Here is a 24,058-nt window from a genome sequence, read left to right on the forward strand (position 1 = left end):
AAGCTGACGCGTATGGCGGCGCAGCTCCCTCTTGATATCTGTCATTGCGACGCGTTCGCCGCCGCCCGCGCGCTTTCCGTCTGGGTGGGGGCCGGACGGGCGGTCACCCCTGGTGGTGCGCTCAAACCCGCACTGGTCCCGCAGGCCGCCAAGACTCTGGGTGTGCCGTGCCCGGCCAAGGTCCGGCGGGCCGGCGACATCGCCGCAGTCCATCGTCCGTGGGTGACCGCACTGGCCGCCGGACTCATCACGATCTCTGGCAGCCGCGCCGTACGAGTGGAGACACCGGCGGAGCCGACCCCGCAGTCGTGGTTCGTGGCGCTGGAACGGGTGCTCCAGGCGCAGGTGACCGATCCATGTGACGCCGACTCGCGCATCGTCTGCCAGGCGACGCTCACCGCGATGGCCACCGAGCCGCCGCCGTTCGGACAGGCGTTGCGCCAGGTGATCGCCGAGGTGATGGTGCAGCGCGGTGACTGGGACAGGTACGCCCCCTACCTGGCCGAAGAGGTCATGGTGCATCCCGTTGATCGGATCGTCGAGATCCTGCGCGACTTCGGCGCGCTCGACCGGCACATGGCGCTCACACCTCTGGGGGAGTACGCGCGGGCCGAACTCGGCCGTCGGGTCCCGCCGCCGATCACCAAGGACCTGCCCGCCGCTGAGGTGCTGCGCTTGCTGGCCGCCCTGCCCGAGGAGGAGATCTGGGAACCGGTGTGGCGCTGGCTCGACATCGACCCGTTCCGGGCCGATTCCACGCGTGACGCCTTTCGGGAGCTGCTGTGGGCCGCCGCGGACGCCACCCCTGCCGGACGGATCAGCGCCGTCGAGGTGATCGGCGAACGCGGCGAGTACGCCCTGCCACTCTGGCGCGAAGTGCGCGAGCATCCCGTGCTCGGCGCGCATGCCCGGTCCGCTCTCGCCGACCTGGACGATGGACCCGTCCTCGCGCAGAGGGACCTGTGGTGGATCGCGATCGACCATGCCCTGGCCGCGCTGGAGCGCCACGGCGTGACCGACGCCTGGTACATCCTTCGTGACGTGGCCGACGGAGACGCCCGCGACGCCGTACGCGACAGCGGCCATCCCGATGCCGCCGGGCTGCTGGCCGCGCTGCCGCCCACCCCGCCGCCGATTCCCGCCCACCAGCTCAAGATCTCTCTGTACGGCGGGTTGTGGCGGCGCGTTCTGGTCCCCGAGAACCTCACCCTGGGAGACCTGCACGAAGTGATCCGTGTCCTGTTCGGCTGGGGTGACGATCACCTGCACGTGTTCGAGACCGCCAAACGCAGGTACGCCGATCCCTTCCACGGGCTGGAGGAGTGCGGCGACGAGTACGCCTACCGGATCAACCGGGCGCTTCCGTCACTCCGCTCGAAGATCACCTATATTTACGACCTCGGTGACTGCTGGAAGCACGAGATCGTCCTGGAGAAGATCCATGACGAAGTCACCCGCCCGGTCTGCGTGGGCGGCAGGGGGGACAACCCGATCGAGGACTACAATCCCGAATACCCCGAAGACCCCGTTCCTTTCGATCAGGACGCCGTCAACAAGCGACTGGCGGCGCGTTTGGAGTCGACCGAAGTCGCGTACTGAATCTGAAAGCTCGGCGTGACGCTCGATCATGCCGCTGACCTGCAGCGATAGATAGCCTTCGGGTAACGTTCACCTTTGATCGTCAGTAGCGGTGCCATGTTGCCGGACACGTCCACCAATCTTCGGCAATCGCTCGGGGGCGGGACGGAGCCCGCCCCCCTGGGGTGGTCCGGCTGAAGTCGGGGTCGGGTCAGGATACGCGCAGCGCGGCGATGAACCATTCGAAGGCGGGGACCCTGGGCGGAAACGGCGGCCTGCCGTTGAGCACGCCCACGAGCTGCCAGTAACGCTCCACCCGGCGGTCGGTGAACGTCTCCACATGGTCGGCCACCCGGGCACGGTCTCCGGCGGGCAGTGCCGGATCCACGATCTGATCCAGGATCGCCCTGCCCTCGGCCGACTCGGGGCTGATGCCGGCGGCCACCGCTCTCCCGGCGTGCTCAAGGACCAGCGCGGGGTCGTACGGCTGCGGCCCGGATTCGTCGCCGGGTGTGGCACCGGCCACCGCCATCTGCCGTACGCGTTCCTGGAAGCCGGCGTCACCCACGAGTTCGGCGAGCTCCAGCCAGGCCTCCACCTGCTCCGGGCTGGGGTCGTCCGGCAGCTCTGCCGGGATCTGGCGCATCGAGGTCGCGATGTGGGCCCCTGGCGACTGTGGGTCGATGCCGTCGAACGTGCGGTCGACGAAGTCGTCGATCATTCGCTGCCGTTCCTGAGCGGACAGGCGGATCAACTTGTGCATGAGCATCATCTCCTCGGTCGTGCTTTCCTGTTGGGCGATCGACCGCAGCACTGCCCGGCGCAGATGGAGGGAGCGGATCTGGGTGTCCAGCGCCCGTACATATGCTCGCGCGACGTCGGCCACCGTGCACTGCCTGGTAAGGACCTGTCGGACGGTGTCGAGGTCCAGTCCCAGTTCGCGTAGCGTTCGCACCAGGTCAAGCCGGGCCACCGCCTCCATGTCGTACAGGCGGAAGCCGCCCGCCGACCGGCACGTCGGCGGGATGACACCGATGTCGGACCAGAAGCGGATCGTACGCACCGACAGGCCCGTGCGGTCAGCGAGCTGTCCGATGGTGAGCAGTCGGTCGCGGTCGTTCACCACAGCAGCATCAGCCCTCCAGTCACTGGAGAGTCAAGCCGAATTGCGCGGTTCCCCGGGTCAATGGCCATTGGTCGCCGCGAACCTCTGACGGTCACCGAGCCAGGTCGAGGTCCCGAAGAGGCCCATCGCGACACCGTACCGCGCTGGCCTGCCCGGACAGGATTCAGCGCACGATCCGGTTCAGCCCCATCTCCTGACTGGTATTCGGCGAGGGGCGGCCCCCTGCCCAACGGAATGGCGTGAACCTCCGAGGCGCTCGGGTGGGCGTCGGCTTTCACCGGCCGCTGGGGTGGCGCGTCAACCCCTTCTTGCTCGCTGAGGTTCTTCGGTGCTGGTCAGCCCGCGCATAGGCGCTGCCGGCAGGTCAGGAAGGCGTTCTTCCAGGGCCGGATCGCGCTGACACCTCGCGGAAAGAGTCAATGAACATTTCCGTCAAATAGGCAAATAGGCGATAACGCTACTTTTCCAGCGATCATACGTAGCACCATGCTCCTGGGTAGACCCCATCGATCTAGGAGTAAACGTCTGTGGCAACCCCCCGAATACGTCGGCTGATCGCGGCCGCGAGTCTGCCGCTGGTGGTCGCGGCGACCATGACAGCACTGCCCAGCACCGCGAACGCCCTCTCCTCCGACGTCGTCATCTCCGCTGTGTACGGCGGCGGCGGCAACTCCGGAGCGATCTTCAAGAACGACTACATCGAACTGGCCAACCTCACCGACAACGCCATCGACGTCTCGGCCTGGAGCGTCCAGTACGCCTCGGCCGCGGGCGTCGTCTTTCAGGTCACCAGTCTGACCGGGAGCATCCCCGCGCACGGCAGGTACCTGATCCAGCAGGCCGCGGGCGCCGCCGGCAGCGTCTCGCTGCCGACTCCGGATGCCATTGGCACGGTCCCGATGTCGGCCACCTCCGGCGTCGTCGCCCTGGTCACGGCCCAGTACTCGCTGGTGGGCTGCGGCACCGCCTGCGCAACCGCTCCGAACGTCAAGGACCTGGTCGGTTACGGCGCGACCGCGAACGTCGAGACGCTCGCCGCCCCCGCGCTCACCAACACCACGGCCATCGCCCGCTCCGGATCGCTGACCGACACCGACAACAACGCCGTCGACTTCACCTCCGGCGTGCCGAAGGCCACCAACTCCGCGGGCACCACGGTGAGCGCGAGCGACCCGGGCGGCCCCGTCGACCCGACCCCCGGCACCACCCGCATCCACGACATCCAGGGCGCGGGCCGGATCTCCCCGATCGTCGGGCAGAGCGTCACGAACGTCCCGGGCATCGTCACCGCCGTCCGGGTGACGGGCAACTCGCGCGGTTTCTGGTTCCAGGACCCGAGCGCCGACGCCGACCCCCTGACCAGCGAGGGCCTGTTCGTCTTCACCGGATCGACGTCGCCGACGGTCGTCATCGGGGACTCCGTCCTGGTCACCGGCCGCGTCACCGAGTACCGCCCGGCCGCCGGCGCGCAGACCCTCACCGAGCTCGGCGGCCCGATCAACACCATCAGGCTCACCGGCGGCAACGCGCTGCCGGCGGCCGTCCCGGTCGCCTTCCCCGACGCCTACACCAAGAGCGGCAGCCTGGAGGCCCAGCCCCTGGAGCCGTCCTCCTACGTGCTGGACTGGCTTGAGATCCACGAGGGCATGCGGATCACCGTCGCCGAGGACACCCGCCTGATCAGCCCGGTCAACACGGCGTTCTCCGAGCTGTGGGTGACGCTCAAGCCGGGCCAGAACCCGACCCCGCGCGGCGGTTCCGTCTACAAGGGCTACGACGACCCGAACAGCGGCCGGCTGATGATCCTCTCGCTGAACGGCGCACCCGCCGCCAACGTCGGCTCCACGCTGGCCGCCGGCACCACCGGACCGCTCGACTACCAGTCGTTCGGCGGTTACGTCCTGCAGGCCACCGAGCTCGGCACGATCACCGAGGGCGGTCTCAAGCGCCAGAAGGTGCTCCCGCCGAAGAAGCAGGGTGACCTGTCCGTCGTGACCTACAACGTCGAGAACCTCGCCGCCACCAACCCGGCCGCCAAGTTCGCGCGGCTGGCAGAGGCGGTCGTCACCAACCTCGGCAAGCCCGACATCCTCGCCCTGGAGGAGATCCAGGACAACAACGGCGCCACCAACAACGGCGTCGTCGCGGCCGACGAGACCGTCGCGAAGTTCATCGCGGCGATCCAGGCCGCGGGCGGCCCCACGTACGACTGGCGCTCCGTCGACCCGAACAACGGCACCGACGGCGGCGAGCCCGGCGGCAACATCCGCCAGGTGTTCCTGTTCAACCCCGCGCGCGTGACGTTCGTCGACCGTCCCGGCGGCGACGCCGACACGGCCGTCTCTGTCGTCCGCGAGCGGCCGACCAGCAACCAGGTCTCCCTGTCGGTCTCACCCGGCCGGATCGACCCGACCAGCGACGCCTGGGCCTCCAGCCGCAAGCCGCTCGTCGGCGAGTTCCTCTACGACGGCAACAAGCAGCTGTTCGTCGTCGCCAACCACTTCAACTCCAAGGGCGGCGACGCCCCGCTGACCTCGGCCGTGCAGCCCCCGGTCCGGAGTTCCGAGGTCCAGCGCGTCAAGCAGGCCACCGAGGTCCACGACTTCGTCAAGGACCTCTCCGACAAGAGCGCCGGCCAGGCCCGGGTCGTCGTCCTTGGCGACCTCAACGACTACCAGTTCAGCCCTGCCATCCAGACCATCACCGGCAACGGCACCCTCCTCAAGACCCTGATCGACACCCTCCCCGCCGACCAGCGCTACAGCTACATCTTCGACGGCAACTCCCAGGTCCTCGACCACATCCTCATCAGCCCCGCCATCAAGGGCTACTCCTACGGCGTCGTCCACATCAACGCCGAATTCTCCGACCAGGCCAGCGACCACGACCCCCAAATCATCCGCATCCTCACCGGCTGCAGCGCGGACCCCCTCCCCACCCGCTGCCTCCCCGGCAGCCCGGTGGTAGACGAGTAACCTCACAAAAAGCGCCCGCCCCCTGGGCGGTTTCAAGGGGACGGGCGCTTTTCCCATTTCATCGCCCGAACCACCGAGGGCAGGAAAGCGGTGAGGATGTCGAGTGCTGATCGCTTGATCTTGTGCGATGGCGATTCTGTCGGTGGCGGGTCGTACAGTGACGGCGTGATCATCATCTCGGGTTGGATCAGTGTCGATCCCGGTGCTCGTGACGCCTATCTGCGGGGCTGCGTCGGCGTGGTCGAGCAGGCGCGTGCCTCGGTCGGCTGCCTCGACTTCGCGCTCAGCGCCGACCTCGTCGAAGCCGATCGGATCAACGTCTACGAGCGCTGGGAGTCCGAGGAGAGTCTCGACGCCTTTCGAGCCTCCGGGCCGAGCGACGACCAGACGGCGATGATTCGCGACGCCGAGGTGGCCCGCTACCAGATCTCCGGAGCCGGCCCCGCCTGATCCGGCCGTCGACGGCAGGAGCCGGGCGTCGCTCGGTTTTTCGGAGCGCGGCTCCATGTCGTACGCGAGCCTCGCGGGTGGCGGGTCAGCTAGGCCGGCCGGGTTCGAACATGACTCGCGTGAGATTTTCGATCCGGTGTCCGGGAAAGTTCCATAGCGCTCGTGGTGCAGGTGGGCGAAGAAGTAACACATCTCCTCACACTCGGCATCCAGCACCGCCTTCTTCGGATCCTCGGCCACCGCGGCGTAGAAGTCGCGGCCCAGCGCGACGATGAAGCCGCGTGCATAGAGGAAACCGTCATCGGAACCGTCGGTGACCGCTTGGATATCCGCGCGGTCGATGTCATAGAGCTTGGCCTCGACCACCCGATCAAGGTCCGTCGGTTCGTCCGCCGACAACCCCTCGCTGAGGGAGCCGAGGTTGCTCAGGAACTCCTCCAGAGCGGCTTCGACCACGGCAAACGGCGGCGTGCCGTGAAGGTCCTCGTCGGGGGCAGGCATCCGATGTGTCAGCGCCTGTCGTGCCTGATTGACGTCCACTCCCAGCGGCGCCCAGGCCGCCTCCACCAGGCCCCAGAAAGCTTCCTCGTCCTTCAAGCTCGTCGCCCCTCTCGTGACCAACCCTGCGATCCCTAGGGTGCGGTGGTCTCAAGCTGCTCGGCGCATCGAAGACTGCGGGGTTCAGCTAGATGCACTTCCCGGGTGGTTGTGAACGGGGGATGAGGGGTCGTGGAGATTGGCCGTTGTCATTGGTGGTCCGTCCGGATGCACACCACTTTTGGCTGCGTCATCTCCTCGTAGGCGAAGCGCACGCCTTCACGGCCGAGGCTGCCGTACTTGAAGCCCCCGAAGGGCATACCGTCGAATCGGTAGTCGGAGGAATCGTTGATCATGATGCCGCTGACTTCGAGCCCGTCGGCGGCGCGAAGTGCTGCGCTCAGGTCATTGGTGAAAATGCCTGCGTGCAGGCTGTAATCGGGCATGTTCGCAAGTGAAATGGCTTCTTGGAGTGTGTCGACCGGTTGCAGGAGGACCACGGGGCTGAAGGCTTCTTGCTGCCACAGGTCGCAGTCCAGGCGCACGCCTTCGAGCACGGTCGGGGCGTAGATCGAGCCGTCTTGTCTGTGGCCGCACAGCACCCTCGCGCCATCTCGGAGGGCTGCGTCAACCGCTGCTCTGGCTCGATCGGCTGCGTGTCTTGTGATCATCGGTCCGACGTCAGTGAGTGGTGAGGTCGGATCACCCACCGTGAGGGCTTCGGTGGCCGCTACGAACCTCTCCTTGAACGGCTCGTAGATGGACGACTGGATCAGAATGCGTTGGGTGCCGACGCAGTTCTGTCCTGACGCCCAGAACGACCCCGAGACACACGACTCGACGGCCACGTCGAGGTCGCAGTCGTCCAGGACGATGACGGGTGCGTTCCCGCCGAGATCCATCGCGAGTCGTTTCAGCCCGGCGGTCCGGGCGATCTTCTCGCCGGTGGCGAAGCCGCCGGTGAAGGAGACCATCCGGACGTCGCGCGATGAGACGAGCGCCTCGCCCAACGCCGGGCCACCGGTCGCGAGGGTGACGACGCTGGATGGCAGTCCGGCTTGGTACAGGTACTCTACGAGTTTGGTGGCGGAAAGGGGAGTAAGGTCCGATGGCTTGAGAAGCACCGCGTTGCCGCCGGCGATCGCGGGCCCGAGCTTGTGCGCGGCGAGGTTGAGCGGGTCATTGTACGGGGTGATCGCGGCGATGATCCCCAGCGGTTCACGGGTGAACCACCCCTGTCGGCCCCGGCCGCCTGGGTAGGCGTGGAAAGGCACCAGCTCGCCGACGTTGCGGCGGGCCTCCTCGGCCGACAGCTCCAGCGTGGTGACGCAACGCTGAGCCTCCTTGCGTGCTTGTCTGATCGTCTTTCCGGCTTCTGCGACGATGAGCCGGGCAAAGTCCTCCTCGTCCCGGGCGATCAACGATGCGCAGTTCTGTAGGATGCCGGCTCTTTCCTGCCGGGACAGGCTGCGACAGATCCGTGCGCCATTCCGTGCGGAGGAGATCAGTTCGGGCGCTCCATCGGGATGGATACAGGGGACGGATCCGACTTCGCTGCCATCGAATGGATTCGTGACCAGGATCGATTCCGAGGAAGCCGGATCGGATGGGCGCATTCCCATGGCGGAAACTCCTTGGCAGATCAGTTGCTTCGCGCGCGGAGTTCCGTGCGTGTTGAGAGTTGAGAATTCGGATTCGCCAAGACATTCGCGGGTTATGCCCGCAGGGAGCCGTCCACGCAGGTGACACATTCTCCGCCGACGCGGATGCCTCCGTGCGCATCAACGCTCACTCGGACGAGCCCGTCACGACCGACGCGGCGGCCCTGGTGTGCGACGTATTCCACTCCCTGCGGTGGGAGTAGCCCCCGTTCCCATCGGAAGGCCGCGACGCTGCCGTTTCCACTGCCACAGACAGGGTCTTCGGGTACCCCGCACGATGGTGCGAAGGTCCGTACCTCAATGGCCGCGTCCTCGTGGTCGCGGGCACCGAAGACTGTCACGCCGGTGATGCCGAGACGGCGTTCGAAGGCTGCCAGCCTGGTGAGGTCCGGCCGCAGGTCGAGTACCGCTGCGGCGTCGCTCAGGTCCGCGATCACCCACCTGGGGCCGACGTTGACGATCGCGGGCTCGCACCTGGTGCTCGTCTTGCCGCCGAGGATGAGTTCCAGCTCAGCGGAGTCCGGCGCGGGCAGCGGCTCGATCGTGGCCGGTGGCAGCGCAAAAGCAAGGTAGCGGTTCCCGTCCTGCTCGGTGACCGACAGCTCAACTCGGCCGATGAGGCATTCCTGGGTCAACCTGCCCTCTCGTCGAGGAGTGATGAGCCCGGTTTCCAGGACGGCGTGCGCGCTGCCGAGAGTGGGATGTCCGGCAAAGGGAAGCTCGCTGCGCGGTGTGAAAATTCGCAGCCGATAGTCTGCTTCCGCCGTTGTTGGTTGGAGCACGAATGCCGTCTCGGACAGGTTGGTCCAGTTCGCAATGTCCTGCATTGCTTCCGTGGTCAAGTCGTCGGCATTCAACACCACCGCCACGGGATTGCCAAGGAACGGTTCGTGAGTGAAGACATCGACCACTTTGTAGCCGTAGGCCGTTGTCATTTCTGTTTCGATTCGGCAGTGACAACGTTCAAAACCGTGGTGAGAGCCGTCAACGCAGCGGTCAGCTTCTGCGGCGGCAGGTAGCCGAAGCCCAGCCGGAATACGCGGCTGCTCTCGCCGAACCAGGTGCCCGATGCCAGTTGCAGGTCATGTTCGGGCAACAACTCCCAGAAGCGAGAGACCGCCGCCTCGTTGAACGCGTCCGCTCGAAGGCGCACGCAGCACAGTGCACCGGTGTCCGGGCGCACCCACTCGATGCGGTGGCGTTCGCCGGCGCACCACGTCGCCAGCTCTTCCAGGGCGTCGGCCAGTAGTGGGCGCCGCCGCGCCAGGACCCTGTCCCGGTTGCGCAGGAGCGCGGACGCAAGTGCCTCGTCGAGCACCGCACCCGAGATCACGGTGTTCATCTTGGCCGTGATCAGGCGCGAACGCAGCCCGGGATCGGCCACGGTGAGCCAGCCGGTCCGCAGCCCTGGTGCACCAAGCGCCTTGGAGACCGACGCCCCGGTGATGATGCGAGGATCAACCGCCGCGAAGCTGTCCATGGCCACCTGGTCGCCGTAGGTCGCCTCCCGGTAGGTCTCGTCGATGAACAGCACCGCTTCGGGTGAGCGTGTCTCCATCAGCTCGAGGAGGTCTTCGACCTCGGTCCGCGAGGTCTGCACTCCGCTCGGATTCTGCGGAGAGGCGATGCTCACCATGGCGGTCTTGGGCGACAGGGCCGCTGCGATCTGGTCCAGGTCAAGCCGGTATCCGCGCTCGAACGACAGTTTGACCTCGCGCACGCTGACTCCGGCGCCGATGAGGGAGTCCCGGCTGGGCGGGAAGCACGGTGTCGTGAGGACGGCCTCGTCGCCCGGCCGGCAGGCCTCGAACGCCAGCAGGAAGAGCCCGTGCCCGGTGCCTTGTGTCGTGAGGACCTGCTCGGCGGGGATTTGGCACGCCTTGGCGATGGCCTCGCGAAGTTCGAGGGAGCCTGCGGAGGTGCCGTACCCGAGCTTCAAGCCTCGGATAGCCTCCATGTCGGCCAGGTCAAGGAGTTCGCCGACCGTCAGGTCCTGCGATGTGCTCTCGGCCAGATTGAGCGGCCGATTGACGTCGAGCAGCGAGATGATCTGGCTGTGCGGGAATCTCCCGGTCGTGACGCTCATGGACGTGGCCTCCAGCACGCGCAGACCGGGGCGCCTGCCGCCGCGGCGATTCGATTTCGCGACCGCATGACCGCCATCCATGGGTCCACGCTTACCTCTGTGCGGCTACGCAACAAGGCCCTCACCACAACATTCCTCACCAAGTACGTCGTTACCTGGCCAGCGTCGTGCGGCAGCGATGGCAACCGCAAGAGTCAGGGCGGAGAAAGACAGCCTATTGCGTGCGGTTAGAGCAGTAGGAATGTGCTAGATAGTCAGCACACGCAATTTTGTGCTCAATCCTGTGTTGGCTCCAGCGTCTCCATCGTGACGTGACTGTGCACCGCAGCCTTCCCCGGAAGGCCGGTAGGCCGGTTCTTGCGCTACAAACCTGGCCCAGGGGTCGGCAGGTATTACGGACAACGATCAGAGTTGAAGGCCTCGGCTTGGAGCTGTCGGTGATGTGCTCCCGCGACCCGGCCAATACTCCGGTGACACTTCGCGATCTTCCTGGCTGAGGTCACATGAAGACGGCCATCACGTGATCATTCAGAGTTTGTGAAGACACCTGAAGATCGCGTGATGGCCGTGGCCGACAGCGTAGATCCTGACCGATGGCTGTTCACCTTCAACGACCTGATGAACCGGATCGCACACCGCTTCGGCCGTATCGAGCCACGCCGTACCGTAACCGCCTACGTCCGCGGTTTGCCGGCCGACATCGACCGCAAGAACTGCTGGAACCTGGCCGAACACGCCGGACTGCGCGGCCCGCAAGCCCTGCAGCGCCTGCTGCGCACCACTCGCCGGGACGCCGAGGCCGTCCGCGACGACGTACGCGCTTACGCCATCGGTGGCTGTCGTACGGGGGGAACCTCAGGCAGGCTGTCACGGTGCCCTGATCGTCGCGAGGTTGCTCAGCGCCTACTTCCCCCGGCGTTGACCACAAATCGAGTCGGGTCAGCCGTCGATGTCCGGTGAAGTGCAACATGCCAGGGTGCCGCAAGCGGTCAGGGTGGGGTAGGCGGGCCTGTGATGCGATATCAGTCTTCTGGAAGCGGTCGTACGCTGAAAGGAACGCTGGATAGCTCTTCGTCGTTCACGGTGAAGATCCATTTGTAGTGATGGCCTGGATTCAAGGGCGGGGGCGGCACGCTCACCGTAAAGCTGGTTTGCAAGCCCGTCTTCTGTAGGACTTCATCGACTTCCGTCTGTGCTGCCTTGTCCAGGCCGACACTCCCACCGAACTGAATTGGCCTGCCCCCTTCCGGGGACGGTGTCGTAACTGGTTTACCGTCCTCGTCGACCAGGTAAAGGCTGAATTCGTGCGGCGAACTTGCTTCATTCCAGGACAGTCGAAGGAAGACGGCAATCGTCATGGCTGGAATAACGGGACCGGTTACCGACCATCCTGCGCCAAGCATATGGATTTTTCCGGTGACCGGGTCGGGTTGAGCGGAATCGCATAGTAGAAGGAACGCCTGCACTATGCGCTCCTTCGCGTAAGATTGACGGCCATGATGCCTGTTGTGCCACTTTGCGCTGCTGCCGTCGATGTTTCTCCTCCGGCATCCTTCATGCGAACTATGAGTGAGGAAGGCGCCTGAGTCGCGGGCTCCTTGGCAGTGGTCACGCAGACCGTGTGGCGAACTTCGGCTCCGACGGCCAGGGCGTACCGGCGAATCGTGGAAAGATGTGGATCTCCCCCGATGCGCTCGAAGTCGGAAACGGACGGCTGGCTGCGCCCCATACGGCTCGCCACATCCGACTGAGAGAGGCCGAGCTGCTTGCGCGTCGTAACAAGGGCTTCGATCAGCTGCATGTCACGCTCAATGGCAGCGCTCTCCCGGCGCACGGCAGGGTCATCTAGATTGATGCCCAGCAGATCGGCGATGTGCTGATCCATCATGACCTCCTCATATCGGGTTCACCTTATATCCTGCCCCGCCACTCGGCTAGCCGATCCCGAGCGACTTCCATGGCTCGGTCTTGAGCTCCAGAGCTTCCCTTCATGTGGAACTTGAGGCCGAGAAGGACATGTTCTCCCCGGGGGTTGACGGCGTAGTACAGGCGGTACTCGTTCGTCTCGTAGCTGAGCCGAGCCTCGTGTAGCCCTCTGCCCAGGTGCTTGGTGTCGCGTCGAAGCGTCGCGCCATCCGCGATGCGTTGCATGAGGCTCCCCAGCTCCAGCCTCGGCGGCTTGCCCTGCAAGACCTCGCGGATCTCCTTGCTGACCACATCAGATCCAGAAGCTGTGGTATAGAACCGAGGAAGAGATCCGGATCTGGTGTCGGATCTGCGACACCGAGGGCAGATCCCGGATCTGATCGCCACCCTTCGGTCGATCCACTCCATGTACCAGGAGTTCCAGCACCAGACGCACGCCGGCATGAAGCGCCTGAATAGCGGAACTTCCCGGTCTGGGTGAGGGACCGTTTCTACGCCTGCTCCAGTCCAACCGGAGAGCCCACATGGCTGACAGCCGCCGCTCACTCAGCCTTCCTCATCGTCCCCGCGCCGACGGAGCGCTCGCTCGGCAATCCCGCTGGAAAGCTTGTCCGTCACCGATCTGGCCCGGTCGAGGGTCTCGTTACCGACGCGCCTGGCGGCATCGACGCCCGCTGTTCCTGTTTCGAGCACCTTGTCCCTCACCTCCGCAGCCGCGTCCACCCATCGTCTCGCCTCCAATGACTGCCGACCGCGCTCGATCCCGAGCCGCCCTTGAAAGTCAACGACGGCGGTCGCGACATGGTTGCTCGAATGCACCACAGTCCGGGACGCGGTCGGGTGCAGCAGCACTTTGGTGTTGGCCGTGCCGGCGGCCGCATTCATGCGGGCCATCAGATGCTCGGTGCTCCGTGAGATGCGTTCCAGCCGGTTCTGTCGGGCAGCCCTCAGTCCGAGGCGATGCCGGTCAAGCTCCTCCGGAGACGCGTCCAGCACGCGGTCGAGTTCCAGCACCGCGATCGCATCCTGCAGCTGGATACAACGAGCCAGAACGGCGAGCCACTCCTGAACCTTGGACTCGGCTTCCTTGGACGTCTTGGCGAGATCACCGATCTTGGCCTTGTGCTCCACCTTCTCCGCGAGTGCGTCGAGTTGACGCAACGCGTACGCCTGGGTCCGCGCGATGGTCATCGACGTGGCCTGAACCTTCGACCATGTGACCTCGGAGACCCGGCCCACATGCTCTCGGACGGTCGTGGCCTCCTCGATGACGAAGTCCACTCCGACCATGTCCGCCAACACAGCGTCCTTCTGGGCGCGGAGCACGTCGTCGACTTTCTCATCGATCGTGGCGAGATAGTTGGTGATCTCGTCCATGGCCTGTTGCATCGCAAGTTGCGCCATGATCCCCGCGGCACCAGCCAGAAGGGCCGGGTTGGTCGGAAGCGATCCAGGCCTCTTCGCGAATTCGACGAATCCCTTGATCTGACCATTGTTCCCCTTCAGCACACCTGAGCTGAGACCCGTCTTCGAGCTCGTCCTCAGCCCGTACTTGTCGACAAGCTGTGCTGACTCCCTGGTCAGCTTTACCCAGCGCCCCGAGTTGGCGGCAATCTCGGAACCTGCCCGTGCGGCTCCAGCCGCGGCACTGAGGGTAGGCGTGAGCCGTTGCAGCCCCAGGTCCTTCGACGGCAGTCCCTCGGAGACGAGGAAGCGTTCGACAGCCGTCGGACTCCCGATGACAGCCAGGCCATCGCCGTCACTGATCAGCTGAATCTCGCTGTCCATCGTTGGCTCCTGAAGCGTGGGCAGGGAGAGCCCTGCGATGGATGGGGACTCTTCGTAGTGAAGGTGGCGGTTCGCGGGTAGGCACGTCGGAGTCTTCCAGGATGGAAGTTCCCACGCTCGCCATTCGGAAGACCTCGACGTGCCTGACGCTACCCCTGGATCGTGAAGAGCCACATTCGAGGGAGAAGGGCTGGCTCTTTTTGACTCAGTCGCCGTTAGCCGTACGAGTCGCAAGCGCCGGTTGAAGGAAGCCGCACGGAACAGCGGGGACATTACCGGGGGGAGGCGGTGGCGTTGGTGACCAGCTCGGAGACCACGATCTCCAGCTCGTCGAGCACGTCGGTGGCCAAGGGCAGTTTGGCCGGCTGGTCGCGGAACAGCTCCCGAGCTCCACCCGGCTGATCGACCTGGTCAACACCATGGACGCCAAACTCGTCGCCACAGCGTTCGGAATGCACCCCGAAGCCGTCATGATCCATCTTGCCGATCATGTCGATCCCAACCGCCTGCCCGCACCAAGCTCAGTCGACCGACCTGGGTGAGGCTTGTCCTTGCCGCGGTGCGCCCAGGTGGTCAAGATGTATGCTCCCCGGACGCGGGTCCGGACACGCAGTGCGGGGTGTCCTGCGAGATACCCCCTCCTCCGAGAGGCGGCCATGCAGTCACCGACCTACCTGCACGACCTTCTGGTCTCGACCATCTTCACCGAGGGACTCGATGCCGAGATGGACCTGTGGGCGCTGGGATTCAGCGCCATGTGGATCAAGGGCGCGGACCTCAACGCCCTCGCCCGGCCCTTCCACCTGGACCTCGCCACTCGGACCCCGTGCTACCTGAGCGAGATCCTCGACCACGCCATCGACGACGAATCCCGCTGGGTGGCCGAGGTCAACGGCTGGATCGGCATCGTGCCGGCGCATGGCCACGGCGAGTTCCTGCGCTCCGTCACCGAAGGTGGCCGTCAGGCTCTCGGCCTCCTCATGGACATCAACTACAACGCCTACTTCGACTACGCCCGCGACGGGCGCACGGTCGTCTCCTTCGACCCGCTCTCGCCCGAGAACTGGAAGCGGTCCGGCGACGACCCGCACGCGCTCGATCACCTGATGGACGGACTGCGCTTCCAGATCAGCGATGATGACGTCCTCGACAATCCCGTGGAGGATCCAGAGAGCATCAGCTCGGCCTTGGCGCTGATCGGACGCATCACGGAAACCGACATCGCCGCCGACTGGTTCCTGGCACAGCACTCACGCATCAGACCCACCTCCTGACGGCTCGCGCCCAGGGCAGGAGTGCACCGTTGGCCGGCCGTCCTGGAGGACCTCTGCCGTGACCTGCTGGAGGCGGGAGGACAACTGACCGCACCAGTCAAGGAAGGGGTAGCCCAGGTAAGGGTTTCGGTCGGTGTCCGAGAGGTCTCACCCACCACTGCCAGATCTGCGGCGACCGTCTCACGCTCCACCGAGACTTCTACGCCGAGGGAGCCCATATCCGCCCGCTCGGAAAGCCGCACAACGGCCCTGACGAGCCCGACAACCTGCTCTGCCTCTGCCCTAACCACCATGTTCTGTTCGACTGGGGAATGCTCACCATCCAGGCTGACCTCACGGTGATGGACATGATGTCCGGCACTCCGCTGGGCCTACTCAGGCTTGCTTCGAACCACGAGATCAACCCGGAGCATCTGGCGTACCACCGGAAGGTCATCGCAGAGCGGGGCTGAACCGGCAACGAGCCTGAGAATCTGTCGGCCGCTCTCTGTCGAAGTGACCGGTCTAGAGAGCCAGGTTGCCGATCGGAATGCGTTCGTCTTCGTCGCGGAGCTGCCACCACATGCCGGTGGTGCGAATGTCGGCGGTGATTCCGAACCGGGTGTGGTCCGGCTTGCCCCGGTCGGCCCACCACCACCAGGCACCTTCCACTCGATGCCAGATGTTCTGGGTGCCGCCCCAGGTGACGGTGCCCTCTCCGGGGTGTCCGGGCAGCGGGATGCGGGCCCAAACCGCCCCGTCGGGTCGCTGAAGTTGTACGGCGAGTGCGCCGGTGGCGTCGTCGTGGTGGTAGACCAGTTCGAGGCCGGGAAGCAGTCCTCCCAGGAGTAGACGGAAGGCGTAGTTGGCCTGGATGTCGGTCGCGCTTACCGTGCTGTCCCTGGTCCCCGAGACAGGTGCGTACGTGGGCCGTCGCGGCTGCTCGTAGGTGCGTTCGCTATGGCGGGAGGCCATGAAGCGGCCGGTGGTTGAGGTGAAGCGGCCTTCGGCACGCAGGCCCTCGCCGACGGTCAGACGAGCTAGACCACCCTCGATGCCGGACGTGACGTCGGTGAGGATCACCCCGCCTGGGCGGGTCTGTTCCAGCCAGGCCCGGGGGATGGCCGTCACCGAACAGGTCGCGATGATCCGGTCGTACGGAGCGTGCTCGGGGAAGCCGTGGCGTCCGTCGCCGGAGATGAGAGCGGGCTTGAAGCCGATCGACGCCAGTCGTTCCCGGGCGGCCTCGACCAGGGCGGGGTGGATGTCAACGGAGTGCACCCGCCGGTCGCCCAGTACGTGGCTGAGCAGCGCGGCGTTGTAACCGGTGCCGGTGCCCACCTCCAGGACCCGCTGTCCGTCCTCCACCCGGAGGTCTTCGAGCATGCGCGCCATCAGTGACGGCGCGGTGCTGGAAGAGGTGGCGATCCCGGTCATCCCGCCGCCGTCCGTTGGCGCGACGGTGTCCTCGTCCAGGGCGGTGACCAGGGTGGTGTCGCTGTAGGCGGCGTCCAGCCATGCCTCGCGGTCGCCGTGGTCCAGCGGGCACCACACCGTGATCCCGCGTGCGTCGGTCCCTTGGGTGAACAGGCGCGGCACGAACACGTGCCGGGGAACGTGGGTGAACGCGTCCATCCAGCGCGGGGAGATCAACGCCCCGGCTTGCTCCAGACCTGCGGCCATCGCGTCGAGTCTGCGCCGTATCTCGGGGGAGGGCGACTGGTGGGTGTTCATGGGGTGACTCCCTGGAGCTCGTCGGCGATGGCTTCGGAGATCGGCAGGCCGGTGGCGTGCTGGATCCAATCCCACTGGCCGCACGGGTTCACCTCCAGGAACCAGTACTGCCCGTACGGATCCACGATGAAGTCCAGTGCTCCGAAGCGTAACCCCAGCAGGTTCATCAGTGCGAGGACACCGGTGCGGACCTCGGCCGGGACCTCGGTGACCTCGTACCGAAGCGACCCGTAGTCGGCCCGCCAGTCCTCATGGGCGGTGGTGCTGCCCGCGTGGATCTCGGCGGCGAGCAGGCGTTCCCCGACGACGGTCAGCCGTACCTCGTGGGACTTGGGCACCCACGCCTGGAACAGGTGGGCGGTGGTCTCGATGCCCGTCAGGTCCTCCAGCATCAGGGGGGTCAGGCGACGGGTGTAGACGGTCTTGAGACAGTCGCCTTCGATCAGCATTGGTGAGGCGACCGGCTTGGTCACGATCGGGCCGCCGACGTGCTCGGCGAAGGAACGTACTGCGTCAGGCCGGTTGGTGATGAGTGTTTCGGGGATGCGGAGGCCGGCTCGGCGGGCCATGTCAAGCTGCACGGGTTTGTACTCCGCCCGGGACATCGCGACCGGATGGGAAACCCATCGGCATTCCAGCGCGGTGAGAACCCCGCCGAAACCCGACCGGGCCTGAGCGGCGGCGAACCGTCGCTCAGGCCCGCTCATCCCGGCCTCGAACCGGAACGCCGTGGGGGTGCGGTAATAAACCGCCCGCACACGGCCGAGGTCGGCGCCACGGTGAGCGGTGACCAGCGAGCCCGCCCAGGAGTGGGCAGCACCGATCCGCGCGTCCAACGCCATGTCCTGGGGAAACTCCGCGGTGTCCATCCGGAATACCTCTGCCCCCCGCTCGGTGAGGGTCTGCACCACACGGTCGGTCGGCCAGTCTCCCCGGTCGGCCAGCACCAGGATGGGGTTCGGCATCAGTCCTTCGGGCCTTCGTCCAGGCTCGGTGGGTTGTTCGGGTCCCCGTCGACGACGGTCGGCTTGTTCGTGGCCATGTAGGGCAGCAGGCCGCCACCGAGTTGGAGGGAGATCTGCCGCTCGTCGTCGTAGAACGTCTCGGAGATATGCGTGGCCTGTGTGCGGTCGGGAACACGGGCGAGCCTCAGGATCCACGGCCGAGACCCGGTTATGGAAGGTTGCTCGCCGCTCGGGAGGACCTGCCCCTGCGCCGGGACCATCGGGAACATCTCGCGGACGCTCGCGATGGTCGTTCCAGGCTGCTCCACCGATGTCGTGGGATCGAGTACGGTCATCGCTTTCCTTTCCATCTTCGGGAAATGGTGCAGTGGTCTGAGGAAACCTGGATCTGACATTAGGAATCAGCGGTGCCTGCGGCAAGGGCGCGGATGCGTCGCAACGCGTCACGGGTGCGTCGTTAGTACGCCATGAGCAATGGAACAGCGCGAGTGAGAGGTATAAAAAGAGCAAGCCTTCTGGCTCATTGCTTTAGGGAAGAATGTAGTCATCCCATATCTTTCGATGAAGAACAGGTGCAATCCATGCCAAATCGGCAGAGCCTTCTCAAAGTTCTCCTGGTAAAACGGCGCCTGACGTCACGCGCAGCGTTCGCCGCAGAGTATGACAGGGTCGCTCGGCAGCTCAGCAAGGCTCTGGTCGGAACCGCCCCCAGCAGAGAGCAGTTCACCAGATGGCTGTCATGCGGAGTCAAAACACGGCCTCGTTCCGATCACTGCCGTGTGCTGGAGCGAATGTTTCCCGGATATGAAGTAGATGCGCTCTTAGCACCCTACGATCCAGTTGTAGCTTTTACGGATGTGAATACCAACTCTTGCAAAGAAGGGGAGACGGACACGAACCGGCGAGAAGTGTTTAGATTCGGCATGGCGACGATGGCCGCAGGGCTCGTCGAGAACGTATGGAACGGCCCTGATCTCCTCGAACAAGTCCTTGACTCGGGCAATGTCGGTGAAGGCCGCCTGCTACTGCTGGAGCAGGAGAGCGAACGACTCGGGCAGCGGGTCGTAAAGGTTCCCCCGACGAGCCTGCTGCAGGAGGCGTTGCTTCACCTGTCAGGTGTACGGGGCCTGCTCGGACAGAGACAGCCGGTCGATGTCCAGCGGCGCCTGGCAAGGGTCGGCGCCCAACTCGCCACCGTGGTTGGTGAGATCCTGTTCAACTCCAACCAGTTCCCCCTCGCCCGGCGCTGGTATCTCGCCGCGGCACGAGCAGCCCGCGAGGCGGAGGACGGTTACCTCGGAGACATCGTTCTGGCCGGCGCGGCTTATCTGCCCACGTACGCGGGCGAGCCACGAGAGGTGCTCGCCCACATCCTTCCCCGCCTGGAGCAGGGACCGTCACCCAGTCCGGCGATCGCCTGGCTGTGGGGGTTCGCGGCCAAGGCGTACGCGGCTCTCGGGGATCAGCCCGCGTTCGAGCGCGCGATCGAGGCATCCCGGCTTTCCCTGGAGCAATCCTCCCCGGACACGGTCCAGCCGGGAATCTTCTCTTTCCTGCCGGAGAAGCACGCCTTCTACGAAGCGCGTGGCCGGGTGGACCTGCGAGACACCGAGGGGGCCGCCGCAGCGGCGGCCAGGGCACTGGCGACCTACGATCTGACCGACACCACCGAACCCGCACTGGTGCGTTTCGAACATGCCTCCGCGCTCGCCCAGGCAGGAGAGATCGAAGAGGCATACCGGATCGCTGTCGGAGCCATCACCGACCCGCACACCTTTCACAGCGTCAGCGTGGTGACCCGTGCCCACGAATTCGGAACCCTGCTCGACCCGGCAGGCCAGATCGTGCGTGAATGGCGGGAAGTACTCGCCGGCCTGTCAGCTCCCGACGCCTCTATCTCCGCACTTTCCCCCGTACCGAGGACCTGACCATGACCGAAGCCCGCACCCTGCTGGAGAAGTACGTCACGGCGGGGAAGCTCATGCAGATAGCCACCCTCGGTGCAGATGGGGCGCCACTGGCGTGCAGCGTCTGGTACGACCCCCACTTCGCTCCTGACCTACTGCGATGGATCTCCCGCCACGATCGTGCCCACAGTGTCAACATCGGATGTGATCCGCGGGTCGCCGGAGCGATCGTCGCGATTCCGCTGGACGGGCTCGGCCAGACGGCACGCGGCGTGTCTTTCATCGGGAGGGCACAGGAGCTTCCTGTAACGGGCATTGACCAGCAGGTCGCACGGTTCGTCGCCCGCTGGCCCGCTGCGGCTGATGCCCTGGATCTGACGAAACTCGCGGCCGGGCAGACTCCGACACGGTTGTACGAGGTCGCGGTCACCGAGTGGGTGCTGTTCGACGAGGAGAACTTCCCCTGGGAGCCTCGCCAGACAGTGGCCGCCACCGGTATTTGACGGAGGAGTCATCGCATACCTGAAAAGGCGTCCCGCGTGGTGGTGTGATTCTTTGGCATCGGGCCTCGGAGGGCAGGTCAGCCGTTAGTACCTGGTGGTGAGTGCTGGAGTCCGAGGTCGTTCATCTGGGTCAGTAGATCCTGGACGTTTCTGGCTTCGATGGGGCCGGGGGCGTTGGGGAGCCAGGTGGGGAAGGCCCAGTAGCGGCGGGCCCAGCGGCGCCAGAGGATGACCCAGCCGGGGTGGCGGGCTTCCAGGTCGCGAGCCAGATCGGTTGCGTTGTCCGTGCTTGCCGCCTGGGGTCCGGTAGGTACGAGATCTGCTCCGCGACGGCGGCGGCCTTTGGGACTTGCCGGTGTGGCCACGGGAACCGTCACTTTCCGTGGTGGCTGGGGTGGGGGAGGCCGGCGTCCCGGACGAGGGTGGGATCAGGTCCGTGGACGCCGGCCTTTTGTACGGTCCACGCCTGGCACGGGGGAGTCGGCGTGGACCGGCTCCGGGGTGAGCGGGGATCGGGGGGATCCCGTCTGCCCGGAGGTCTGGGGGGTTAGGGCTGCTGGGGCTGGGTGGGGAGGTCGAACCAGACGCCGGTGCCGAGTTGGCCGGTGCCGCACAGCCGGGTCCATTGGGTGCCGCAGCGTCCGTGGGTGAGTTCGGTGACGATGCGCAGGCCCCGGCCGCCGAGTTCGAGGTCGTCGATGCGTTCGGGGATGTGCGGGGGGCGGTTCAACAGGTGGTCGATGAGGGTGGTTCCGGCTCCGGCGTCGACGACCTCGGCGCGGACGGGCAGGCCGTGGTCGTGCAGGAGGCGGAGTTCGTAGGGTCCTGGGGCGTAGCGGGTGGCGTTGGTGACCAGCTCGGAGACCACGATCTCCAGCTCGTCGAGCACGTCGGCGGCCATGGGCAGCTTGGCCAGCTGGTCACGGAACAGCTCCCGGGCCCGCCGGGCGGCATTACAGCGAGGCAGGCACCAGGCGGTCACCCGGAAGCGTCCCAACGGTTTGTCGTGTTCGTCGAAGGGGCGGGGGCGTCTCATCGAGGTAAGAGGATCTTTGTTCAGAGATCCATCCATGGACGGCCGAAAATTCGAAGAATTCACTGGTTCATGCCACCCCTTCTTTTCGCATTGCCGTAGACCGGGCCGGTAATCCCCGCTTGACTGGACGGCACAAGAGTGCACTTTTCTGAGGGCCTGCCGCAGCGCGCGCAAGGGGGCGCAAATGTGCACTCAGGAGGAGGGGTAATGGCGGAGCAGGCACCCAATGACCGATTGGCCCGACTTATCAAAGAAGCCGGGTTTTCTCGTAAATCGTTTGCTCGCGCGGTCCGGGGCGCCTCGGAGAACGCCGGAACTCCCATCAACTGTGATCACACGTCGGTGAGTCGATGGCTGAACGGCATGCGGCCTCGCGGCGACACCGCAGGGCTGATCACCGCGACGTTGGGCCGAGCCCTGGGACGTACGATCACCCTCTCCGACGCCGGTCTGGCATCCTCGGCCAAGCTGCCGGTGGACCTGGGGCTGGCCTATCCCGAAGCGCTAGCCGAAGGGATGGAGACAGTCACGCAACTGTGGCAGGCCGACCTCGACGAGGCATCGGTCGCACTCAACGGACAAATCAACGCACGAGCATGGAACGACGCTTCTCTGACCTGGCTCCTCGCGATGCCGTTGTTCGTCGATGAAAGAGAATCTCGGATAGGCGAAGCCGACATCGCGCGATTCCGCGCCACGGTTGATCTGTTCGCGCAGATGGACAACCGGTTCGGCGGGGAGCATGCGAGACGTTCTTTCATTCACTATCTGAATACGGACGCCACCCGCCTTCTGCGTGGTCGGACTTCGGAGAAGACGAGCCCTCGTCTCGTCTCCGTGGTGGCTGAAGCCACTCTTCTGGCCGCCTGGATGTCATACGACAGTGGCCTGCATGCCCTGGCTCAGCGCTACTTCATCCAAGCCCTCGGCCTGGCCCAGGCAGCAGACGACCGGCTGCTGGCCGCCGGTGTTCTCGATGCCATGAGCCACCAGGCCACCTTCGTCGGCCGATACCGCGAAGCCGTCAACCTGGCCCGAGCAGCACGCCAAGGAACAGCAGGGGCGGCCTCCCCGACGCTGACAGCGCACTTCCACACGATGGAGGCCCGAGCGCTGGCACGCCTGGGCGATGCCCCTGCCTGTGATCGTGCTCTGACTCAGGCCGCACGGGAGTTCGAGCGGCGAAACCCCGACGACGACCCGGACTGGATCGGCTACTTCGACGAGGCCGAACTCGCCGCCGAGTTCGGACACTGCTTTCGCGACCTGGGACGCCCGGTGGCGGCCAGCCAGTACGTGACCCCGTGCGTCAGGACCGGCAAGGACGGCGAGTATCTGCGCAGCGACTTCTTCGCCACGATGGTTCTCGCGGACGCACACCTCGGCGCGGGAGAAGTAGAACAGGCGTGCCTGGTCGCCCTGGACGCGCTAAGAGCCGGTGAGCAGTTACGCTCGGCTCGCTGTGCGAGCTACCTTCGTGAGTTCTCGGTGCGGCTCATGCCAACGGTCACCTCCGCGGAACTCGGCGACTTCTATGATCAGGCCGCAGATTTCTCCCTGTGGCAGCAGGTGATGACGGCTCAGTAGGGCTCCCAATCATCTCGTCCGGCGCCGGTCCTCAGCGCCCGGATCCGCTTGCGCACCTCGGCGGCGGCGCGCTCGTCCTGGCCCGCCTTCTGGCCGAGCCAGGTGACCATGAGGTATTCCCGGACGTCGCCCAGGACCCGATAGCCGGGCCAGCGCATCACATCGAAGCCGTAGGCGTTGGTGTAGGTGTCGTACTCCTGGGCGGTGTGCCAGCCGAAGCGTTCGTAGTAGATCGCGGTGAGGACCAGGTCCCACTCGCGAGGCCCCAGTGCGAAGCCGTCCAGATCGAGCAGCACCGGGCGGCCCGTACAGTCGCGGATGACGTTGCCCACGCTCGCGTCCCCATGGATCACACCCTGGGGAAGCTCGAAACTCAGCGCCGCGTACTCCTCGCGGAGTTGGGCCAGTCGCTCGCGCAGGAACAAGGCGTCCTCGGGGCTGAACCAGTCGTTGCCCGCGATCCGATGTTCCGCCCGCGCGAAGGGCTCCAGTGGGGGGAGCCGTAGTCTGGCCGGTGCCTCCATCGTGTGGAGTCTGGTGAGCAGAGTGCCCAACTCGGCGGGCGAGGCGTAGTCCTCGGCCTCGGAGATCGACTCCCAGAACGTGACAACGCGCCCGTCCACGATGAGAGGCTGATCGAGGGGGAGCACACGGACGGAGGGGAAACCTTCGGTGGCCAGCCAACCGGCTACCGCGACCTCCTTTCGGGCGTCATCCGCGTACGCCGTCGTCCGGCCGATGCGCGCGACGACGGGTGAGGCCAGGCGGTAGACCGCGTTCTCCCCGAGCCGGATCAACCGGGCGTTCGACGGATCAAGCCCGACTTGGGCGCAGGCCCGCAGAAGGGTGGCCTGGGTGCTCTCAACGGTGAAGGGAGAAGTGGGCGATACAGCCGTTCGACTCTCGCTCATGCACCGAACGCTATCCCCTGCCTTGGGAACCGAGG

At 65.7% G+C, this 24,058-nt stretch carries 23 protein-coding genes and 1 pseudogene; 10 read left to right on the forward strand and 14 right to left on the reverse strand.

Annotated features, from left to right (window positions below; translation table 11 throughout):
- Positions 1-12: 12 nt before the first annotated feature.
- Complete coding sequence (locus OG884_RS27765; RefSeq protein WP_326637684.1) at positions 13-1,599, forward strand: plasmid pRiA4b ORF-3 family protein; 1,587 nt, start codon at positions 13-15, stop codon at positions 1,597-1,599.
- Positions 1,600-1,789: 190 nt separating this feature from the next.
- Here the strand turns inward: OG884_RS27765 and OG884_RS27770 are convergent, their stop codons facing one another.
- A complete protein-coding gene (locus tag OG884_RS27770; RefSeq protein ID WP_326637686.1) occupies positions 1,790-2,701 on the reverse strand; it encodes a helix-turn-helix domain-containing protein in 912 nt (303 codons plus the stop codon).
- 530 nt (positions 2,702-3,231) lie between these two features.
- On the opposite strand from OG884_RS27770, the gene OG884_RS27775 reads away from it, so the two are divergent.
- From OG884_RS27775 to OG884_RS27785, 3 genes are all read left to right on the forward strand, one after another.
- A complete protein-coding gene (locus OG884_RS27775; RefSeq protein WP_326637688.1) occupies positions 3,232-5,679 on the forward strand; it encodes a lamin tail domain-containing protein in 2,448 nt (815 codons plus the stop codon).
- A gap of 165 nt (positions 5,680-5,844) precedes the next feature.
- Positions 5,845-6,129 (forward strand): putative quinol monooxygenase, encoded by a 285-nt coding sequence (locus tag OG884_RS27780; protein ID WP_326637689.1) that lies wholly within the window; start codon positions 5,845-5,847, stop codon positions 6,127-6,129.
- Positions 6,130-6,291: 162 nt separating this feature from the next.
- Positions 6,292-6,765: a hypothetical protein gene (locus tag OG884_RS27785; protein ID WP_326637691.1), complete on the forward strand. Its 474-nt coding sequence runs from the start codon at positions 6,292-6,294 to the stop codon at positions 6,763-6,765.
- Positions 6,766-6,875: 110 nt separating this feature from the next.
- On the opposite strand, the gene OG884_RS27790 is transcribed toward OG884_RS27785, so the two are convergent.
- From OG884_RS27790 to OG884_RS27800, 3 genes are all read right to left on the reverse strand, one after another.
- Positions 6,876-8,288, reverse strand: coding sequence for an aldehyde dehydrogenase family protein (locus tag OG884_RS27790; RefSeq protein WP_326637692.1), 1,413 nt, complete (start codon positions 8,286-8,288; stop codon positions 6,876-6,878).
- Positions 8,289-8,380: 92 nt separating this feature from the next.
- Positions 8,381-9,262, reverse strand: a complete 882-nt coding sequence (locus tag OG884_RS27795; RefSeq protein WP_326637693.1) for a PhzF family phenazine biosynthesis protein — start codon at positions 9,260-9,262, stop codon at positions 8,381-8,383.
- A complete protein-coding gene (locus tag OG884_RS27800; RefSeq protein WP_326637695.1) occupies positions 9,259-10,413 on the reverse strand; it encodes a pyridoxal phosphate-dependent aminotransferase in 1,155 nt (384 codons plus the stop codon). The genes OG884_RS27795 and OG884_RS27800 overlap by 4 nt, the downstream gene beginning before the upstream one ends.
- 618 nt (positions 10,414-11,031) lie before the next feature.
- Between OG884_RS27800 and OG884_RS27805 the strand changes: the two are divergent.
- Positions 11,032-11,244 (forward strand): annotated as a pseudogene (locus tag OG884_RS27805) (IS701 family transposase); the annotation flags it as partial.
- Positions 11,245-11,435: 191 nt separating this feature from the next.
- Here OG884_RS27805 and OG884_RS27810 read toward each other — a convergent pair.
- From OG884_RS27810 to OG884_RS27830, 5 genes are all read right to left on the reverse strand, one after another.
- Positions 11,436-11,879, reverse strand: a complete 444-nt coding sequence (locus OG884_RS27810; RefSeq protein ID WP_326637697.1) for a DUF6941 family protein — start codon at positions 11,877-11,879, stop codon at positions 11,436-11,438.
- Positions 11,879-12,301, reverse strand: a complete 423-nt coding sequence (locus tag OG884_RS27815; protein WP_326637698.1) for a helix-turn-helix domain-containing protein — start codon at positions 12,299-12,301, stop codon at positions 11,879-11,881. The genes OG884_RS27810 and OG884_RS27815 overlap by 1 nt, the downstream gene beginning before the upstream one ends.
- Before the next feature lie 23 nt (positions 12,302-12,324).
- On the reverse strand, positions 12,325-12,630 hold the full coding sequence (locus tag OG884_RS27820; RefSeq protein ID WP_326637700.1) for a hypothetical protein: 306 nt from the start codon (positions 12,628-12,630) through the stop codon (positions 12,325-12,327).
- Positions 12,631-12,885: 255 nt separating this feature from the next.
- Complete coding sequence (locus tag OG884_RS27825) at positions 12,886-14,127, reverse strand: hypothetical protein (protein ID WP_326637702.1); 1,242 nt, start codon at positions 14,125-14,127, stop codon at positions 12,886-12,888.
- Positions 14,128-14,399: 272 nt separating this feature from the next.
- Positions 14,400-14,618: a hypothetical protein gene (locus OG884_RS27830; protein WP_326637704.1), complete on the reverse strand. Its 219-nt coding sequence runs from the start codon at positions 14,616-14,618 to the stop codon at positions 14,400-14,402.
- A 165-nt stretch (positions 14,619-14,783) separates the two neighbouring features.
- Between OG884_RS27830 and OG884_RS27835 the strand changes: the two genes are divergently transcribed.
- Together OG884_RS27835 and OG884_RS27840 are read left to right on the forward strand one after the other, a co-directional pair.
- Entirely contained in the window at positions 14,784-15,401 is a 618-nt protein-coding gene (locus OG884_RS27835; RefSeq protein ID WP_326637706.1) for a DUF6461 domain-containing protein, read from the forward strand.
- 164 nt (positions 15,402-15,565) lie between these two features.
- Positions 15,566-15,853 (forward strand): HNH endonuclease, encoded by a 288-nt coding sequence (locus OG884_RS27840; protein ID WP_326647013.1) that lies wholly within the window; start codon positions 15,566-15,568, stop codon positions 15,851-15,853.
- Between the two features lie 52 nt (positions 15,854-15,905).
- Here the strand turns inward: OG884_RS27840 and OG884_RS27845 are convergent, their stop codons facing one another.
- From OG884_RS27845 to OG884_RS27855, 3 genes are read right to left on the reverse strand one after another with little or no spacing between them, the layout of a single operon-like run.
- Positions 15,906-17,114, reverse strand: coding sequence for a methyltransferase domain-containing protein (locus OG884_RS27845; RefSeq protein WP_326637707.1), 1,209 nt, complete (start codon positions 17,112-17,114; stop codon positions 15,906-15,908).
- The gene (tgmB, locus tag OG884_RS27850; RefSeq protein ID WP_326637709.1) at positions 17,111-18,079 is read right to left on the reverse strand and encodes an ATP-grasp ribosomal peptide maturase; all 969 of its coding nucleotides are present in this window, start codon (positions 18,077-18,079) and stop codon (positions 17,111-17,113) included. The genes OG884_RS27845 and tgmB overlap by 4 nt, the downstream gene beginning before the upstream one ends.
- A complete protein-coding gene (locus OG884_RS27855) occupies positions 18,079-18,414 on the reverse strand; it encodes a hypothetical protein (RefSeq protein WP_326637711.1) in 336 nt (111 codons plus the stop codon). Before OG884_RS27855 ends, tgmB begins: the two co-directional genes overlap by 1 nt.
- A gap of 588 nt (positions 18,415-19,002) precedes the next feature.
- Here OG884_RS27855 and OG884_RS27860 point away from each other — a divergent pair.
- Together OG884_RS27860 and OG884_RS27865 are read left to right on the forward strand one after the other, a co-directional pair.
- Positions 19,003-20,007, forward strand: coding sequence for a hypothetical protein (locus tag OG884_RS27860; RefSeq protein WP_326637713.1), 1,005 nt, complete (start codon positions 19,003-19,005; stop codon positions 20,005-20,007).
- Positions 20,008-20,009: 2 nt separating this feature from the next.
- The gene (locus OG884_RS27865) at positions 20,010-20,489 is read left to right on the forward strand and encodes a pyridoxamine 5'-phosphate oxidase family protein (RefSeq protein ID WP_326637715.1); all 480 of its coding nucleotides are present in this window, start codon (positions 20,010-20,012) and stop codon (positions 20,487-20,489) included.
- A gap of 547 nt (positions 20,490-21,036) precedes the next feature.
- Here OG884_RS27865 and OG884_RS27870 read toward each other — a convergent pair.
- Entirely contained in the window at positions 21,037-21,525 is a 489-nt protein-coding gene (locus OG884_RS27870; RefSeq protein WP_326637717.1) for an ATP-binding protein, read from the reverse strand.
- A gap of 207 nt (positions 21,526-21,732) precedes the next feature.
- Here OG884_RS27870 and OG884_RS27875 point away from each other — a divergent pair, with 207 nt between their 5' ends.
- Complete coding sequence (locus tag OG884_RS27875) at positions 21,733-23,112, forward strand: hypothetical protein (RefSeq protein ID WP_326637718.1); 1,380 nt, start codon at positions 21,733-21,735, stop codon at positions 23,110-23,112.
- On the opposite strand, the gene OG884_RS27880 is transcribed toward OG884_RS27875, so the two are convergent.
- Positions 23,106-24,023, reverse strand: coding sequence for a phosphotransferase enzyme family protein (locus OG884_RS27880; RefSeq protein ID WP_326637719.1), 918 nt, complete (start codon positions 24,021-24,023; stop codon positions 23,106-23,108). The two genes, OG884_RS27875 and OG884_RS27880, sit on opposite strands and share 7 nt — an antisense overlap.
- Positions 24,024-24,058 lie beyond the last annotated feature (35 nt).

The organism is Streptosporangium sp. NBC_01755, from assembly GCF_035917995.1.
In the GTDB taxonomy this organism is placed as follows: Bacteria; Actinomycetota; Actinomycetes; order Streptosporangiales; family Streptosporangiaceae; genus Streptosporangium.